Source organism: Streptomyces sp. CB00316, from assembly GCF_001905595.1.
Lineage (GTDB): Bacteria > Actinomycetota > Actinomycetes > Streptomycetales > Streptomycetaceae > Streptomyces.
The window spans coordinates 325797-340534 of sequence record NZ_LIXI01000009.1; the positions used below are offsets into that span (position 1 = coordinate 325797).

General features: G+C 71.1%; 15 protein-coding genes and 1 pseudogene. 8 read left to right on the top strand and 8 right to left on the bottom strand.

Annotated elements, in window-relative coordinates:
• Positions 1-35: 35 nt before the first annotated feature.
• Complete coding sequence (locus tag AMK21_RS25315; protein WP_073881465.1) at positions 36-1403, bottom strand: FAD-dependent oxidoreductase; 1368 nt, start codon at positions 1401-1403, stop codon at positions 36-38.
• Positions 1404-1522: 119 nt separating this feature from the next.
• Positions 1523-2209, bottom strand: a complete 687-nt coding sequence (locus AMK21_RS25320; protein ID WP_199863284.1) for a DUF305 domain-containing protein — start codon at positions 2207-2209, stop codon at positions 1523-1525.
• 160 nt (positions 2210-2369) lie between these two features.
• Here AMK21_RS25320 and AMK21_RS25325 point away from each other — a divergent pair, with 160 nt between their 5' ends.
• Positions 2370-3863 carry an LVIVD repeat-containing protein gene (locus tag AMK21_RS25325; RefSeq protein WP_073881467.1) on the top strand — a complete coding sequence of 498 codons (1494 nt, stop codon included), beginning with the start codon at positions 2370-2372 and terminating at the stop codon, positions 3861-3863.
• Between the two features lie 231 nt (positions 3864-4094).
• Here AMK21_RS25325 and AMK21_RS25330 read toward each other — a convergent pair whose 3' ends face one another.
• The 4 genes and pseudogenes from AMK21_RS25330 to AMK21_RS25345 all read right to left on the bottom strand — a co-directional run bounded on the left by AMK21_RS25330 (position 4095) and on the right by AMK21_RS25345 (position 6742).
• Positions 4095-4274, bottom strand: coding sequence for a hypothetical protein (locus tag AMK21_RS25330; protein ID WP_026242188.1), 180 nt, complete (start codon positions 4272-4274; stop codon positions 4095-4097).
• 89 nt (positions 4275-4363) lie between these two features.
• Positions 4364-5056, bottom strand: coding sequence for a phosphatase PAP2 family protein (locus AMK21_RS25335; RefSeq protein ID WP_073881468.1), 693 nt, complete (start codon positions 5054-5056; stop codon positions 4364-4366).
• Between the two features lie 33 nt (positions 5057-5089).
• Positions 5090-6025 (bottom strand): M56 family metallopeptidase, encoded by a 936-nt coding sequence (locus AMK21_RS25340; protein ID WP_073881469.1) that lies wholly within the window; start codon positions 6023-6025, stop codon positions 5090-5092.
• Between the two features lie 97 nt (positions 6026-6122).
• Positions 6123-6742, bottom strand: a pseudogene (locus AMK21_RS25345) (DUF5134 domain-containing protein).
• A gap of 195 nt (positions 6743-6937) precedes the next feature.
• On the opposite strand from AMK21_RS25345, the gene AMK21_RS25350 reads away from it, so the two are divergent.
• Entirely contained in the window at positions 6938-7495 is a 558-nt protein-coding gene (locus AMK21_RS25350; protein ID WP_073881470.1) for a GNAT family N-acetyltransferase, read from the top strand.
• A gap of 73 nt (positions 7496-7568) precedes the next feature.
• Here AMK21_RS25350 and AMK21_RS25355 read toward each other — a convergent pair whose 3' ends face one another.
• Complete coding sequence (locus tag AMK21_RS25355; RefSeq protein WP_073881471.1) at positions 7569-8252, bottom strand: glycerophosphodiester phosphodiesterase; 684 nt, start codon at positions 8250-8252, stop codon at positions 7569-7571.
• A gap of 306 nt (positions 8253-8558) precedes the next feature.
• Here AMK21_RS25355 and AMK21_RS25360 point away from each other — a divergent pair, with 306 nt between their 5' ends.
• The 4 genes from AMK21_RS25360 (at position 8559) to AMK21_RS25375 (ending at position 12491) form a co-directional block, all read left to right on the top strand.
• Positions 8559-9956 (top strand): DUF6421 family protein, encoded by a 1398-nt coding sequence (locus AMK21_RS25360; RefSeq protein WP_073881472.1) that lies wholly within the window; start codon positions 8559-8561, stop codon positions 9954-9956.
• A gap of 26 nt (positions 9957-9982) precedes the next feature.
• Complete coding sequence (locus AMK21_RS25365; RefSeq protein ID WP_073881473.1) at positions 9983-10750, top strand: SDR family NAD(P)-dependent oxidoreductase; 768 nt, start codon at positions 9983-9985, stop codon at positions 10748-10750.
• Positions 10747-11808 carry a threonine aldolase family protein gene (locus AMK21_RS25370; protein ID WP_176145359.1) on the top strand — a complete coding sequence of 354 codons (1062 nt, stop codon included), beginning with the start codon at positions 10747-10749 and terminating at the stop codon, positions 11806-11808. Before AMK21_RS25365 ends, AMK21_RS25370 begins: the two co-directional genes overlap by 4 nt.
• A gap of 83 nt (positions 11809-11891) precedes the next feature.
• Positions 11892-12491, top strand: a complete 600-nt coding sequence (locus tag AMK21_RS25375; RefSeq protein WP_073881474.1) for a transglutaminase-like domain-containing protein — start codon at positions 11892-11894, stop codon at positions 12489-12491.
• A gap of 53 nt (positions 12492-12544) precedes the next feature.
• On the opposite strand, the gene AMK21_RS25380 is transcribed toward AMK21_RS25375, so the two are convergent.
• Complete coding sequence (locus tag AMK21_RS25380) at positions 12545-13267, bottom strand: lysophospholipid acyltransferase family protein (protein ID WP_073881475.1); 723 nt, start codon at positions 13265-13267, stop codon at positions 12545-12547.
• A 228-nt stretch (positions 13268-13495) separates the two neighbouring features.
• On the opposite strand from AMK21_RS25380, the gene AMK21_RS25385 reads away from it, so the two are divergent.
• Together AMK21_RS25385 and AMK21_RS25390 are read left to right on the top strand one after the other, a co-directional pair.
• Entirely contained in the window at positions 13496-13822 is a 327-nt protein-coding gene (locus AMK21_RS25385) for a thioredoxin family protein (RefSeq protein WP_073881476.1), read from the top strand.
• Positions 13823-14018: 196 nt separating this feature from the next.
• Complete coding sequence (locus AMK21_RS25390) at positions 14019-14525, top strand: flavin reductase family protein (protein WP_073881477.1); 507 nt, start codon at positions 14019-14021, stop codon at positions 14523-14525.
• Positions 14526-14738 lie beyond the last annotated feature (213 nt).

Here is a 14738-nt window from a genome sequence, read left to right on the forward strand (position 1 = left end):
CGGGGGGCCTGGGCCCGGAGTGGAGCAGGGGGCTCTCACTCCTCCTCGCCCCGCGCCGCCGCCAGCAGCCCCTGCCAGTCGGGGATCTTCACCGGACCCCGTCCCAGCGAACGCCCCAGGGCCGCCTCCGCGCGCTCGATCGACAGCCAGCCGTCCCATTCCACCGGCCGCAGCCCCCACGCCCGCAGCACGGCCAGCGGGTCCTCCGCGGCCGACCGGCGGGCGAGCAGGGGCGCGTCCTCGATCAGCGAGGCGACGGTCTCCTTGGCGCAGGACCGGTTCGAACCGATCACCCCGGTCGGCCCCCGCTTGATCCACCCCGCCACGTACTCCCCGGCCGAGGGCACCCCGTCCCGCAGGACCCGCCCCGCCACGTGCGGCACCGTCCCGCGCACCGGGTCGAAGGGCAGGCCGGGCAGCTCCACCCCGCGGTAGCCGACGGCCCGCAGCACGAGCTGAGCCTCGACGTCCTCGTACGCACCGGTGTCCTGCACGCCCCCGGCACCGTCCGGAGCCGTACGCGCGAACCGTACCCCGGCGACCCGCCCGCCGCGCTCCAGCAGCTCGACCGGTCGTAGGAAGAACCGCAGCCGGATCCGGCGTACGGCATCGGACACCGAGGCCTCCCGCTGCGCCGACCAGCCACGCAGCACTTCCAGGTTCCGCCGCACCACCGCGGGCAACGGCAGCCCCTCCTGGGCCGCGTACGCCGGGTCCATGGCCAGCTCCGCCGGGTCGACGACGACCCGCGCCCCGGGCAGCGCCCCCAGCTCCCGCAGCTCCTTGGTGGTGAACCGGGCCTGGGAGGGGCCGCGCCGGCCCGCGATGTGCACCTCGCGCACCCGGCTGCCGGCGAGCGCCCCGAGCGCGGCCCTCGGCACATCCGTGGCGCGCAGTTCGTCCGCGCCGCGCGCCAGGATCCGGGCCACGTCGACCGCCACGTTGCCGACCCCGATCACCACGGCCGAGCGGGCTTCCAGGGCGAAGCCGTCGGGGGCGATGTCCGGGTGGGCGCTGTACCAGGAGACGAACCGGGTGGCGGACCAGCTCCCCGGAAGATCCTCGCCCGGTACCGCCAGCGGGCGGTCGGCGGCGGCCCCGACGCAGTAGACGACCGCGTGGTACAGCTCCGCCAGACGGGCCGGGGGGACGCCGCCCACCCCGCCGATCTGCACATGGCCGACGAACGTGACCCGCTCGTCCTCCAGGACCGCCCGCAGGCTGTTCTGGAGCGACTTGATCTTCTCGTGGTCGGGGGCGACCCCGTACCGCACCAGGCCGTACGGGGTGGGCAGTCGGTCCAGGACGTGCACGCGGACCTCCGGCACGAGCGACTGGTTCAGCAGGGCCTGGGCGGTGTAGACCCCGCTGGGGCCGGAACCGACGACGGCGACACGGAGCACGGCGCACCTCTTCCCGAAGGGTGCTTTCCAGCATCGCACCGACGGCCGGAACGCGGGAGGCCCGCGGTCAGGTCACTCGGTCCGGCGGCCGGATCACTCCAGTGCGGGATGTACGTCGCTCACGTCATCAGCGTGCGCATCCGGTTGATCTCCACCGTCTGCTGGGCGACGACATCGCTCGCCATCTCCTCGACGATCACGTCGTTCCCCTCGGAGAGCGCCTCCGTGGCCATGGTGATCGCCCCCTGGTGGTGGGTGATCATCAGCTCCAGGAAGAGATCGTCGAAGGCATTGCCCTTCGCCGCGCGCAACTCCTTCAGCTGCGCCTCGGTCGCCATACCAGGCATCCCGGCATGGTCGTGGGGCTGTTTGCGGTCCTCGCCACCGTTCCTTTTCAGCCAACCTTCCATCGCGCCGATCTCCGGCTTCTGGCCTGCGGATATGCGCTCGGCCAGCCTCTTCACGGCTGTGGCGGAGGCCCGTTCCGGGGCGAGTTCGGTCATCACGAGGGCCTGGGAGTGGTGCTCGATCATCATCTGCGCATAGCGGAAGTCGGCGGAGTTCGCGGTGTCCCTGCCCGCCTCCCTCGCCGCCTCCTCGGCGGTGAGCGTCCGGGCGGGCTCGCCCGGTCTGCCGGGTGCCACCACCCCCGGACCTGCGTCCTTGCCCGCGGCCGGTTTCGTGTCGCCGCCGTCGCCGTCGCAGCCGCCCAGGGCGAGAGCGGCGGCAATCACCGCTGCCGCGAGGACGGTTGCGCGGGGCCGGGCGGACGGACGGTGAATCAACACGGCGACCTCCTGTGCCAGATAGGTGTGTTGCAGACCGTTCCTAGCACGCTTCCGCGGGGGCAAAGATCAAAAACTTCATTACGTCTCTGTTGCCATCTGTTGATGTGTACATGTGAGGGACGATACTGCCGGGGTCCGTGAACCGTTCGAACCCCGAACGGATACAAGGGAGGACGCAGTGATCTCGTTGCACACCACCCGCGTGCGGCGCAGACGTCTGGGCGTGGCAGCAGCCGCGGCCGGGCTCTTCGCCGCGCTGCTGACAGCCGCACCCGCAGCCGCGACGCCCGATCCGGGCGACGCCCCGGTCGAACGTGGCTCCGTGACCACCAGTCAGCAGGCCGAGGCCCGCGCCGCGATCCGCGGCGGTGACATACCCGGCGTGGACGAGATCGTCCACAGCTCGAACATCAAACACCTGGCGAACGTCCCGAAGGGCGCCCTGAAGGGCACCAACACCGACCTCGCGTTCCAGGGCAAGTACGCCTACGTCGGCAACTACGACGGCTTCGTCATCTACGACATCAGCAACCCGAAGAAGCCGAAGACGGTCTCCGAGGTCCTCTGCCCCGGCGCGCAGAACGACATCTCGGTCTCCGGGAACCTGCTGTTCCTGTCCACCGACTCCTCGCGCAGCGACGACTCCTGCTCCAGCGTCACCCAGCCCGCCACGGAGAAGTCCTCCTGGGAGGGCATGAAGATCTTCGACATCAGCGACAAGCGCCACCCCCGGTACATCGCGGCTGTCGAGACCGCCTGCGGCTCGCACACCCACACCCTCGTGCCGGACGGCAAGAAGAACATCTACATCTACGTCTCCTCGTACTCGCCGAACGAGGCGTTCCCCGACTGCCAGCCGCCGCACGACGGCATCTCCATCATCAAGGTGCCGGTCAAGAAGCCGCAGAAGGCCAAGCTCGTCAGCTTCTCGAACCTCTTCCCGGACGGCGGCAACCCGGGAGCGCCCCAGAACCCGGGCGTCTCCAAGACGACGGGCTGCCACGACATCACGGTCCTGCCCTCCAAGGACCTGGCCGCCGGTGCCTGCATGGGTGACGGCCTGCTGTTCTCCATCAAGGACCCGGAGCGCCCGAAGATCATCGACCGGGTCCAGGACAACGTGAACTTCGCGTTCTGGCACTCGGCCACCTTCAACCAGGGTGCGAACAAGGTCGTCTTCACCGACGAACTCGGTGGCGGCGGCGCGGCCACCTGCAACGAGGAGATCGGGCCCAAGCGGGGTGCCGACGGCATCTACGACATCGTGGGCAAGGGTGACGAGCGCAAGCTGGTCTTCCGCAGCTACTTCAAGATCGACCGCCACCAGGCCGACGTCGAGGTATGTGTGGCCCACAACGGCTCGATCATCCCGGTGAAGGGCCGCGACCTCATGGTCCAGGCCTGGTACCAGGGCGGCCTCTCCGTCTGGGACTTCACCGACTCGGCCGAGCCGAAGGAGATCGCCTTCTTCGAGCGCGGCCCGGTCACGCTCGACCGGGTCACCACGGCCGGCCCCTGGTCGGCGTACTACTACAACGGCTACATCTACTCCAGCGACATCGCCAAGGGCTTCGACGTGCTGAAGCTGAACGACCGGCGCACCGACCCGGCGGACCGGGTCAAGATGGACGAGCTCAACGTGCAGACGCAGCCGGACTACTTCGCCCGCTGATCCGTCGGCAGGAGGAGTTCTTCGGTCCGTCCCGCACTCACAGGGCCGGCGTGCGCCGGGCGGTTCTTCCCGCCCGGCGGGCGTCGGCCCCGCGCGTGCGTGCGGGCGCCGCAGATTATTCATTGACCGATGAGCCGGGCCGGGACATGCTGTATGCCGCGCCTGGATCCGGCGACGCGGGGGATCGCCGGAATCAGGTGTGTTTCCCGGAGAGCGGCTCCGGTCCCGGGCTCAGACGGCGGTACGGGCGTTGCCGCCGGTCGCGGCGGCCCACTCCACGAGGAGACGCTGGTACTCCGCCTCGTCCTGCGGGGACAAATAGCCGCCCGAGCGCTGCCACAGGCCGCGGATGTCCGCGTTGACCTCTGTGGCGGAGCGCGTGGAAACGGACGACGACGACATCGGGGACATGCATACAAGGCTACGGCCCCGATCCGATGATTCGACCCCCTGCGGGACGGGATATCCCTCACACAACGGGGTTCGGGGCGGGACATCGGTCACACTCCGGCCTCCGGCGCCCGGCTGGACCCGCTCCAGGCGTATCCGGCGACGGCGAGCGCCACCACCGCCACCCCCAGCAGCGCCCCGCCCACCACATCGGTCAGCCAGTGCACTCCCAGGTACACCCGGGTCACCGCCACCCCGATCACCGAGACCACCGCCACGGCCACCGCACCGGCCCACAGCGCCGGCCCCGCTCCGTACAGCCGCAGCAGCCACAGGAGCAGCCCGCAGCCCACCACCGCCGTCATGGCGTGCCCGGAGGGGAAGGCCGCGAAGTGGGCCGAGTCCACCGGGTCCGGCCAGCGGGGGCGCTCGCGGTCCACGGCGGCCTTCAGGCCCTGCTGCAGGAGGGAGCCGAACAGGCTGGCCGCGGCCACCCAGAGGGCGAGCGGCCGCGCCCCACGCCACCACAGGGCCACCACGGCCACCGCGACCAGCGCACGCATCGTCCAAGGGTCCCAGAACCAGTCCGTCAGCACCCGGTTGGCGCGGACCAGTCCCGGCTCGGCCACCGCGTGCCGGTGCAGGGAATCGGCGACCGTACGGTCCAGAGCCATCAGGGGCGACCACTGTGCCGCGACCAGGGCGAGGAGCACCGCGAACAGGGCGAGGCCCGCGGTTCCCGCGGTCAGGGCGGCCGCAGGGAGGGGGGAGCGGTCCGTCCGGGTGATGTGGGGGGAGTGCATGGGGTGATCCTCGCGGACATCACCGCCGGGTGGCTAACCCAGAGCGCGGAGTCCCGGAACGAAGGCCACCACGAGCGGGACGACCGGGACCAGTGCGGCCGCCGCCGTCAGGCGCAGCCGGCGGCCCGCCGTCAGCCGGTCGACCGGGGCCAGCAACCGGTTGACGCGCAGCGGGACTTGGGCGTCCGGGGTGGGGCAGGGGCCGAAGACCCCGCGGTCCTCGTTGAGCCCGACGAGGGCGAGCGCGGTCGTCAGCCGGCCGAAGCGGCGTGAGGCCACGTCGTCGGCCGCCAGCTCGACGAGCCGGTGCATCTCGTCGCGGAACGCGGCGAACACCGGGATCTGCGGGAAGCCGATGGCCAGCGCCGAGGAGCAGTGCAGCAGCCAGTCGTGCCGGGCCTGCGCGTGGCCCTGCTCATGGGCGAGCACGGCATCCAGCTGACGGCCCTTCAGTCGTCCGAGAGCGGCGGTGGTGATGACCAGCTGGGGCGCCGAACCGGGCAGCCACCAGGCGTCCGGGCGCTCACCCTCCAGCACCACGAGACGCTCGGCGCGGGGCTCCTCGCCCGGCAGCAGCGGGGAGCGGACCAGCAGTTCCGCCCGGCGCTGCCTGCGCCGCCGCCGCGCGCGCCGGATCTCCCGCAGGAGCATCGCGCCGCTCCACAGGCCGCCCAGGGCCAGCAGCACCGCGATGACCGCCGACCAGGGTCCGTACGCGGCCAGGGCGTACGCCTCGACCACGGCGTGCGGAGCGGGGGCGAAGACATGGCCGCGCACCGCCTGCCAGGCGGCGGCCGCGCTGAAGGTCATGGAGAGCGCGAACGACACGAGTACCCCGGCAACCACGCACTGCCACACCCACAGCGCCACCACCGGCTCCCGCTCCGGCCACCGGGCCCGGGCCATCAGGCGCGGGGTCACCAGAGCGGTCAGTGCACCGAGCAGCAGCAGCGCGAGGGAGACCAGCATGGCGCCAGCCTATGAGGGGCGGGCGATCCACGGGTACGGCTGTGCCCGGCAAGTGACGCAGACCACGGTTCGGGAGCCCTCTGTCTCGCGATCTGTCTCACAGGGTGAGAAGCATGGCGAACATGGCGATGCCCATCGTGAGCCGGCAGGCCGTCGTCAGCTCGGTCCCCCGCCCGCCGCGCCGCCCCCGACACCGCCCCCGCCGCCGCGTACGACCCCCTCCGCGCTGCCGCCCGCGAAGCTCGCCCCGCCCGTTGCCGCCGGTACGAGGTGCCCGGCGGAGCGCAGCACGTACAGCGCGTAGTAGAGGAGCAGCACCCCCGTCAGCGGCGGGACGCCCCCCGGGCCTCCCGCCGCCGCCCCGTGCCCGGCGTGCCCGCCCGCGCCCGCCGCCCCCGGAGCCATCGTCACGGCCATGTAGACCATCGCCAGCGATCCCACCAGGTGGTGCAGATGGTGGGCACCGCGCGGCGCGGACCGGAGCGCCCGCAGAGCGGCGGCGCCGAACACCGCCCCGTAGACCGCCCAGGCCCACTCCGGGGGCGTCAGCACCGCGGCGGGGACCGCCATCACCGCCATGCCGAAACCCATCAGCGCCTCGCCGCGCGCGTTGCCGCACTCCTGAGGGGTGCCGGTGCGGGCGCGCACCAGGCAGTAGGCACCGCTCACCCCGCACAACGCCACCATCAGCCAGCCGGCCAGGATTCCTCCGTGCACGCGAACCTCCCCCCATGGACGCACAGCGACGTACGGCACCGCTCTGGTCGATGCCCAGGCCCCGGCCGACGAACCCGGCGCGCAGGGAAGTGAAGGGGGGTGTGCCGGGGCCCGGAAGGGGCGCTCCGGGTCGCGTTACTCTCGACCCGCACGTGCGAGGCACGCAGAGAGCAGCAGAGAACGGAGCGTTCCCCCATGGACACCGCCACGCCCCCCGGCTCGGCCCGCCTGACCTTCCGCGACGCGACCGACGCGGACGCACCGGCGCTGGTGGCGCTCATCGAGTCCGCCTACCGCGGCGACTCCAGCCGCACCGGCTGGACCACGGAGGCCGATCTTCTGGAGGGGCAGCGGACCGACGAGGAGGGCGTGCGCGCGGTCATCAACGCTCCCGCGGGCCGCCTGCTGGCGGTCGAGCGCGACGGCGGACTGATCGCCTGCTGCCAGCTCGAACACCGCGGCGATGCGGCGTACTTCGGGATGTTCGCGGTCCGCCCCGGCGCCCAGGGCGGCGGCCTGGGCAAGGTGATCATCGCCGAGGCGGAGCGCACGGCCCGGGAGAGCTGGGGCGTGGCCGAGATGCACATGACGGTGATCTCGGCGCGCGAGGACCTGATCGCCTGGTACGAGCGGCGCGGCTACCGGCGTACGGGGCAGCTCACGCCGTTCCCGTACGGCGACGAGCGTTTCGGCATCCCGCAACGCGACGACCTGGCCTTCGAGCTCCTGGTCAAGAACATCGAGGACCGCTAGGGCCTCTCGTTCGGATCATGCCGGGCTCGCGGCCTGATCCAAACGCAAGACCCTGGGCGCACACCACGGGGGCTCAGGCGGTGAAGCGGCCCGTGCGGCGGATCTCGGGGAAGTCGGTGGTCGCGCCGTCCAGGTTCAGCGCCCGGGCCAAACGCAGGTGGTCCTGGGTGTTCACCACCCAGCCGATCACCGTGACGCTCTTCGCGTGCGCCTGCTCCACGACCTCCAGCGTGAGCCGGCGGATGTTCAGTGCCAGCGTCGCCGCGCCCGCCGCCTCGGCCCGCTCCACGATGTCCCCGCCCCAGCGGCTGGCGACGAGGACCGTCCGTACCCCCGGCACCAGCCGGGCGATCTCGGTGACGGCCTCGTCGTGGAACGAGGAGACCTCCACCCGCCCCACCAGATCCCGCGCCAGGATCACCTCCGCCAGCGCCCGGGCCGCCGCCACGTCCTTGATCTCGGCCTGGAGCGGCGCCTTCACCGCGTCCAGGACCTCTTCGAAGACCGGGATCCGCTCACCCTTCCCCGCGTCGAGCTCACGCAGCTCCGCCAGGGTCTTTCCGGCGATCGGCCCGGTGCCGTCGGTCGTACGGTCCACGGCGGCGTCGTGCATCACGGCGAGCGCGCCGTCCTTGCTGAGGTGGAGATCCAGCTCGATGGCGTCCATCCCCGCCTCCTCCGCGCGGACGAACGAGCGCAGGGTGTTCTCGGGCTCGACGCCCATCACTCCACGATGACCCAGGGTGCGAAAGGACAAGGCGACCTCGTTCCCGTCGGCGGCTGCCCGCCAACTGCTCCTGCCCGTACGGAGATACGGACGGGGATACGGCATCACGGCACCGGTGAGGGTAACGGCCGGGGCCGCGGATGTCTGCCGCCGTGCGGGCCCGCTGGGCCGGACGGAGCAAGGACTGACGTAACTGTGCGCCTTCCCGGCGTATGACAGGAAAAACAGCGGTGACCATAGGGGGTCGGCAGGATAATTTTCAGGGCTTCACTTGTGTGAAGTAACCCTGCGCGGCTACGGTGGCTCCACGCGAGGTTCTCCCGTGGAGGAAGTGTTATGACGGAAATTCTTGTGCACGATGTCGCCGACGGCGCGATAGCTACTGCCCCGCGGGTGGTCGAGCACCCGGCGTGGCCCGCGCTCAGGGATGCCGTCGAGGAGATGCGCCCCTGGCAGTCCAAGGACGGCTCCATCGACTTCGAGGCCGAGGGCGCCCCGTCCCCGGCGACCGTCGAGCGCGTCGTCGAGCGCGTGATCGGCGCGGTGGAGGAGCTCTCCCCGCTGCTGCCGCACGACGCCGCCTACCACCGTGCGCTCGTCACCGACCTGCGCCGCTGGGCCGCCGACGGCTTCCGTGTCCCCGACTTCCTGGACTCGCTGCTCGCCTTCCAGCCCGCGCGCAACCGCGTCGACGGCCTCCAGCACCTGGTCGTCTTCGCGATGTACACGCAGAACGGCAACCCGGACCGCAACCTGGAAGCCGTCGTGCTGAAGATGGTCTGGCCCGAGTGGCTCGCCGACCTCGAGGCCACCCGCTACGACAACCCGCTCTTCTGCGGGATCACCTTCGAGGACTTCACCGCCGGTTACGACACCAACTCCGCGGTGCTCTTCCCGGAGACCATCGCCGTGCGCGAGGCCCCCGAGCGCTTCACCTGGGGCGGCATCTTCTGCGACCGCGAGGCCGCCCGCTTCCGCCGCGTCACCGAGGCCTCCGTCGAACTGCTCGGCCTGGAGCTGCCCGAGGACATCCGCGAGATGATCGGCGACCAGAGCCGCTGCGAGCAGGCCTTCGTCCTGTGGGACATGGTCCACGACCGCACCCACAGCCACGGCGACCTGCCCTTCGACCCGTTCATGATCAAGCAGCGCCAGCCGTTCTGGATGTACGGCCTGGAGGAGCTGCGCTGCGACCTCACCGCCTTCAAGGAGGCCGTGAAGCTGGAGGCCGAGGGCAACCCGCACGGCCGTGACGTCCAGTACGCGGTCCTCTTCGACCGGATGTTCCGCTTCCCCGTCACCGGCGAGCGCGTCCGCAACTACGACGGCCTCGGCGGCCAGCTGCTCTTCGCCTACCTCCACAAGCACGACGTCGTCCGCTGGACCGACAACACGCTGAAGATCGACTGGGAGCTTGCCCCGCAGGTCACCAACCAGCTCTGCGCCGAGATCGAGACCCTCTACCGCGACGGCATCGACCGCCCCAAGCTGGTCCACTGGTTCGCCGCGTACGACCTCGTCTCCGAGTACCTCGCCCCGCACCCCGGATCCACCTGGGCCAAGGGCCCCGACGCCCTGGACCTCACACAACCCCCTCGCAAGCTCGTCGACGACGTGCTTCCGGACGAGTTTCCCCTGAGCATGTTCTATGAGGCGCTCGCCAAGAAGCTGAAGCACGTGATTGCCTCCACCAAGGGAATTACCGCCGCGAGCGCCGATCAGGCAGCCGCGTGAACGCATCTCCCGAGGAGGCGGTGGCCATGAACGGAATCGGTAGGGGTGAGGGGACGGGTGTGCTCGAAGGTGCTGTGATCGCGGTCGCCGGAGCGGCGGGGCCCGCGGGCCGCGCGACGCTGCTGCGCCTCGCGGAGGCCGGCGCGACCGTCGTCGGCTGCGACGCCAACCCGGAGCGGCTCGCCGAGGCGGTGGACGCCGCCCGCTACGCCCACGGCGGAGCGACCGTCACCGGGGAGACCGTCGACCTGTTCGACCTCGACGCCGCCAGGGACTGGGCCAAGCGGACCGAGGCCGAGTTCGGCCGGATCGACGGCCTGGTCCACCTCGTCGGCGGCTGGCGTGGCAGCCCCAGCTTCCAGGAGACCAGCCTCGCCGACTGGGATGCCCTGGAGAAGTTGCTGATCCGCACCGTCCAGTCCACCTCGCTCGCCTTCCAGGAACCTCTCCAGCGCAGCGACAAGGGCCGCTACCTGCTGATCAGCGCCGCCGGCGCCGGCAAGCCCACCGCGGGCAACGCCGCATACTCCGCCTCCAAGGCCGCGGCCGAGGCCTGGACCCTCGCGCTCGGGGACGCCTTCCGCAAGGCGGGGGGCGAGGACGGGCCCGCGGCAGCGGCTGCGATCCTGGTGGTCAAGGCACTGGTGAACGACGCGATGCGCGCCGAGCGCCCGAATGCGAAGTTCGCGGGCTTCACCGACGTCAAGGAGCTGGCCGAGGCCATCGCCGGCGTCTGGGACGAGCCCGCCCTCGAAGTGAACGGAAAGCGCCTGTGGCTGACCCCGCAAACGTGAGGACCGACGCCCGACGCCACCACGACCCGCAGGTGCGCGGGTTCGCCAGCGACAACTACGCCGGCGCGCACCCCGAGGTCCTCGCGGCCATCGCTCTCGCCAACGGCGGCCACCAGGTCGCCTACGGCGAGGACGACTACACCGGCCACCTCCAGCGCGTCATGCACAGCCACTTCGGCCCTACCGCGGAGGCCTTCCCGGTCTTCAACGGCACAGGAGCCAACGTGGTCGCCCTCCAGGCGCTCACCGACCGCTGGGGAGCGGTCATCTGCGCCGAGTCCGCCCACATCAACGTGGACGAAGGCGGGGCGCCCGAGCGGATGGGCGGCCTGAAGCTCCTCACCGTACCCACGCCGGACGGCAAGCTCACCCCCGAGCTCATCGACCGGCAGGCGTACGGCTGGGACGACGAGCACCGGGCCATGCCGCAGGTCGTCTCGATCACCCAGAACACCGAGCTGGGCACCGTCTACACCCCCGACGAGATCCGCGCCATCTGCGACCACGCCCACGAGCGCGGCATGAAGGTGCACCTCGACGGAGCCCGGATAGCCAACGCGGCCGCCTCCCTGGACGTGCCGATGCGGACGTTCACCAACACGGTCGGCGTCGACGTCCTGTCCTTCGGCGGCACGAAGAACGGCGCTCTGTTCGGCGAGGCCGTCGTCGTGCTGAACCCGGACGCGGTCCGGGCCATGAAGCACCTGCGCAAGCTCTCCATGCAGCTCGCCTCCAAGATGCGCTTCGTCTCCGTCCAGCTGGAGGCGCTGCTCGCCAAGGACCTGTGGCTGCGCAACGCCCGGCACGCCAACGCCATGGCCCAGCGGCTCGCCGAGGGCGTCCGGGCGATCGACGGCGTGGAGATCCTCTACCCGGTCCAGGCCAACGCCGTCTTCGCGCGGCTGCCGCACGCCGTCAGCGAGCGGCTGCAGAAGCGCTTCCGCTTCTATTTCTGGGACGAGACCGCCGGTGACGTCCGCTGGATGTGCGCGTTCGACACCCGGGAGGACGACGTCGACGCCTTCCTCCAGGCGCTGAAGGAAGAGATGGCGCGGTAGCACGCCCCCTTCACGCCGCATGAGTATGCGGCCGATCGGAAATCGATTGATCCCCGGTCGGCCGCTTCGTACGCTCCGGGGTCATGGAACTGATCCAGCAGAACCCGGACATCTCGGCCTATCTGGCAGCCGACGAGGTCATCGACCACGAGCATCCCGTCGTGAGGGAGACCGTGGCCGCCCTGACGCGCAAGGGCTACGACGTATACACATACGCCCGGGTGGCCTTCGAGTATGTACGCGACACCATCCCGCACTCCGCGGACTCGGGCGATCCCCGCGTCACCTGGCGCGCCTCCGACGTCCTCGCCACCCGCAACGGCATCTGCTACGCCAAGTCCATCGCGCTCACCGCGCTGCTCCGGGCCCGCGCCGTCCCGGCCGGGCTCTGCTACCAGCGGCTCACCGACGACGACGGGGCGAACCCGGTGGTCCACGGCCTGGTCGCGCTGCGGCTCCCGGGCCACGACCGCTGGGCCCGGGTGGACCCCCGGGGCAACAAGCCGGGCGTCAACGCGCAGTTCTCCCTCGGGACCGAGCGGCTGGCCTGGGCGGTACGCGAGGAGATCGGCGAGGTCGACCACCCGGCCCTCCACGCCACCCCGCCCACCGAGATCCTCCACGCCCTGCGGAACGCCCGGGACCGCGCCGAGCTCTGGCGGAACCTCCCCACCCGGCTCTGAGCCCCCCGGGCGGTGCGCGCCGGAGGGCTCAGGGGTGCTCGGAGGGAGTCGGGTCAGCCGAGCTCGCGCACCTGGGCGGGGGTCGGGGCCGTACCGCCGAGATGGGCCGGCACCCACCACGTGTCACTCGCGTCCTTCGGGCGCACCGGGTACGCCCGCTGGGCGGCCTCCAGCAGCTCCTGCACACGCTCCCGCAGCCGCCGGGTGATCGCACCCGCGTACTGGTCCGCGGGCGCCTCCAAGGGCTCGCCGACCCGGATGGTGATCGGGATGTGGCTGCGCTTGAAGTTGCGCGGCCGCCCCTTGGTCCAGATCCGCTGCGTGCCCCACAGCGCCATCGGGATCAGCGGGACCCCGGCCTCCTGGGCGAGACGCGCGGCACCCGACTTGAAGCTCTTCAGCGTGAACGACTGCGAGATGGTGGCCTCGGGGAAGACGCCGACGATCTCACCGGAACGCAGCGACTGCAGCGCGTGCGCATATGCGTCCTCGCCCTGGGTCCGGTCGACCGGGATGTGCTTCATCCCGCGCATCAGCGGGCCGGAGACCTTGTGCCGGAAGACCGATTCCTTCGCCATGAAGCGGACCAGCCGCTTCTGCGGCAGGGCGCCCAGGCCGGTGAAGATGAAGTCGAGGTAGCTGATGTGGTTGCTGACCAGCACCGCGCCACCGGTCTTCGGGATGTGCTCCGAACCCTGAGTGTCGATCTTCAGGTCGAGCGCCTTGAACAGGGTGCGAGCGGCGCCGATGACCGGTCGATAGACGAGTTCTGCCATCTGGAGAAGACCCTTCTTCAGCGCCTGGGGAGGTTCTCCCGGCGGAAGTTACGCAGCCGTAGGTTTTCGGCAATGTGGCGATGGTGCCCCATGCGCGGGCCCGTGGCCAGTCCCGGTGGGCCCGGGGCGCGAGATTCTCGTCACGTGCGCGCCGCCTCCAAGCTGCGGGAATGTCCTGCGGCCTACCGGTGCTGACTCCTTGCGAAGAGCTCTGATCAGGAGGCGACAGTGGACGGCGGAGCACCCGGGCAGCGGCTGGATGCGGCCCAACTCGGCGCGGAACTGGGGGAACGGGCGACACTCGTCCAGTTCTCCAGCGCCTTCTGCCAGCCGTGCCGGGCCACCCGCCGCACGCTCGCCGACGTGGCCGCCATGGTCGACGGGGTCGCGCACATCGAGATCGACGCCGAGGCGCATCTCACGCTCGTGCGGCAGCTCGACATCACGAAGACGCCCACCGTGCTCGTGCTCGACGGTGCGGGCGAGGTGGTCCGCCGTGCGTCGGGCCAGCCCCGCACCGCCGATGTCGTCGCGGCGCTGGGACGGGCCATATGACGCACCGTGACGCATCTCCCACATGGCGGAACGCCCTTGACTGCACCCACCACGCATCGTCAGTCTGACGCTATGCCGCCAGAACTCCTTCTCCACGACCGGGTCCACGTGGACCTCGTGCGTCACGCGAGTGCGCGCTGTCCGGGTGCCTGAGCAACCACGGCCCCGTACGCCTCTCCCGCGGAAGGACACCTCCATGACGGCCTCTCCCGAACTCGCCCCCTGCCTCACGGCGTCGCCCGAGCTCCTGCGCTCCGTGTTCCGCCGCCATGCCGCGGGCGTCGCGGTGATCACCGCCGCCGGGGAGTGGCCGGTCGGATTCACCGCCACCTCGCTCAACTCCGTCGCGGCCGAGCCCCCGCTGGTCTCCTTCGGCATCGGGACGTCCTCCTCCAGCTGGCCGGTGCTGGCCGAGGCGGAGCACGTCGGCGTCCACATACTCGGCGAGCACCAGCAGGAGCTGGCCGCCACCTTCGCCCGCAGCGGCGCCGACCGCTTCGGCCCGTCCACCGACTGGAGCGGCGGCCCCGAGGGTGTCCCGCTGCTCGCCGGCGTCTCCGCCTGGCTGGTCTGCCGGGTCGTGGCCCGTATCCCGGCGGGCGACCACCGCATCGTGATCGCCGAGGCCGTGGCCGGCGACCCGTCGGGGGCCGGCCGTCCGCTGGTCTACCACCAGGGGCGGTTCACGGCTCTGCGAGACTGAGGGCGGGCAGGCGGCGCGCAGGGACGTTTCCTCCGTTGGCAAGGTCACAGTGCGGAGCGCTTGCTCAGAGGTAAGAGACTGGGTGTACTGGCGAGTAATATCGGTCGGGAGCCCGGTCGGCCCGACCGGAAACGGCCCTGTAAGGCGCCTATGCTGCGTGGAACAAGGCAGCCCAGAAATGACGATGCAGTAGGAGAGCCGGCGTGAGCTTGA

Excerpts from the sequence above, each read along its gene's own strand:
- AMK21_RS25375 (WP_073881474.1), top strand. The coding sequence starts at position 11,892 with ATGGAACTGATCCAGCAGAACCCGGACATCTCGGCCTATCTGGCAGCC.
- AMK21_RS25360 (WP_073881472.1), top strand. The coding sequence starts at position 8,559 with ATGACGGAAATTCTTGTGCACGATGTCGCCGACGGCGCGATAGCTACT.
- AMK21_RS25340 (WP_073881469.1), bottom strand. The coding sequence starts at position 6,025 with ATGCTGGTCTCCCTCGCGCTGCTGCTGCTCGGTGCACTGACCGCTCTG.
- AMK21_RS25335 (WP_073881468.1), bottom strand. The coding sequence starts at position 5,056 with ATGCACTCCCCCCACATCACCCGGACGGACCGCTCCCCCCTCCCTGCG.
- AMK21_RS25365 (WP_073881473.1), top strand. The coding sequence starts at position 9,983 with ATGAACGGAATCGGTAGGGGTGAGGGGACGGGTGTGCTCGAAGGTGCT.
- AMK21_RS25330 (WP_026242188.1), bottom strand. The coding sequence starts at position 4,274 with ATGTCCCCGATGTCGTCGTCGTCCGTTTCCACGCGCTCCGCCACAGAG.
- AMK21_RS25390 (WP_073881477.1), top strand. The coding sequence starts at position 14,019 with ATGACGGCCTCTCCCGAACTCGCCCCCTGCCTCACGGCGTCGCCCGAG.
- AMK21_RS25380 (WP_073881475.1), bottom strand. The coding sequence starts at position 13,267 with ATGGCAGAACTCGTCTATCGACCGGTCATCGGCGCCGCTCGCACCCTG.
- AMK21_RS25350 (WP_073881470.1), top strand. The coding sequence starts at position 6,938 with ATGGACACCGCCACGCCCCCCGGCTCGGCCCGCCTGACCTTCCGCGAC.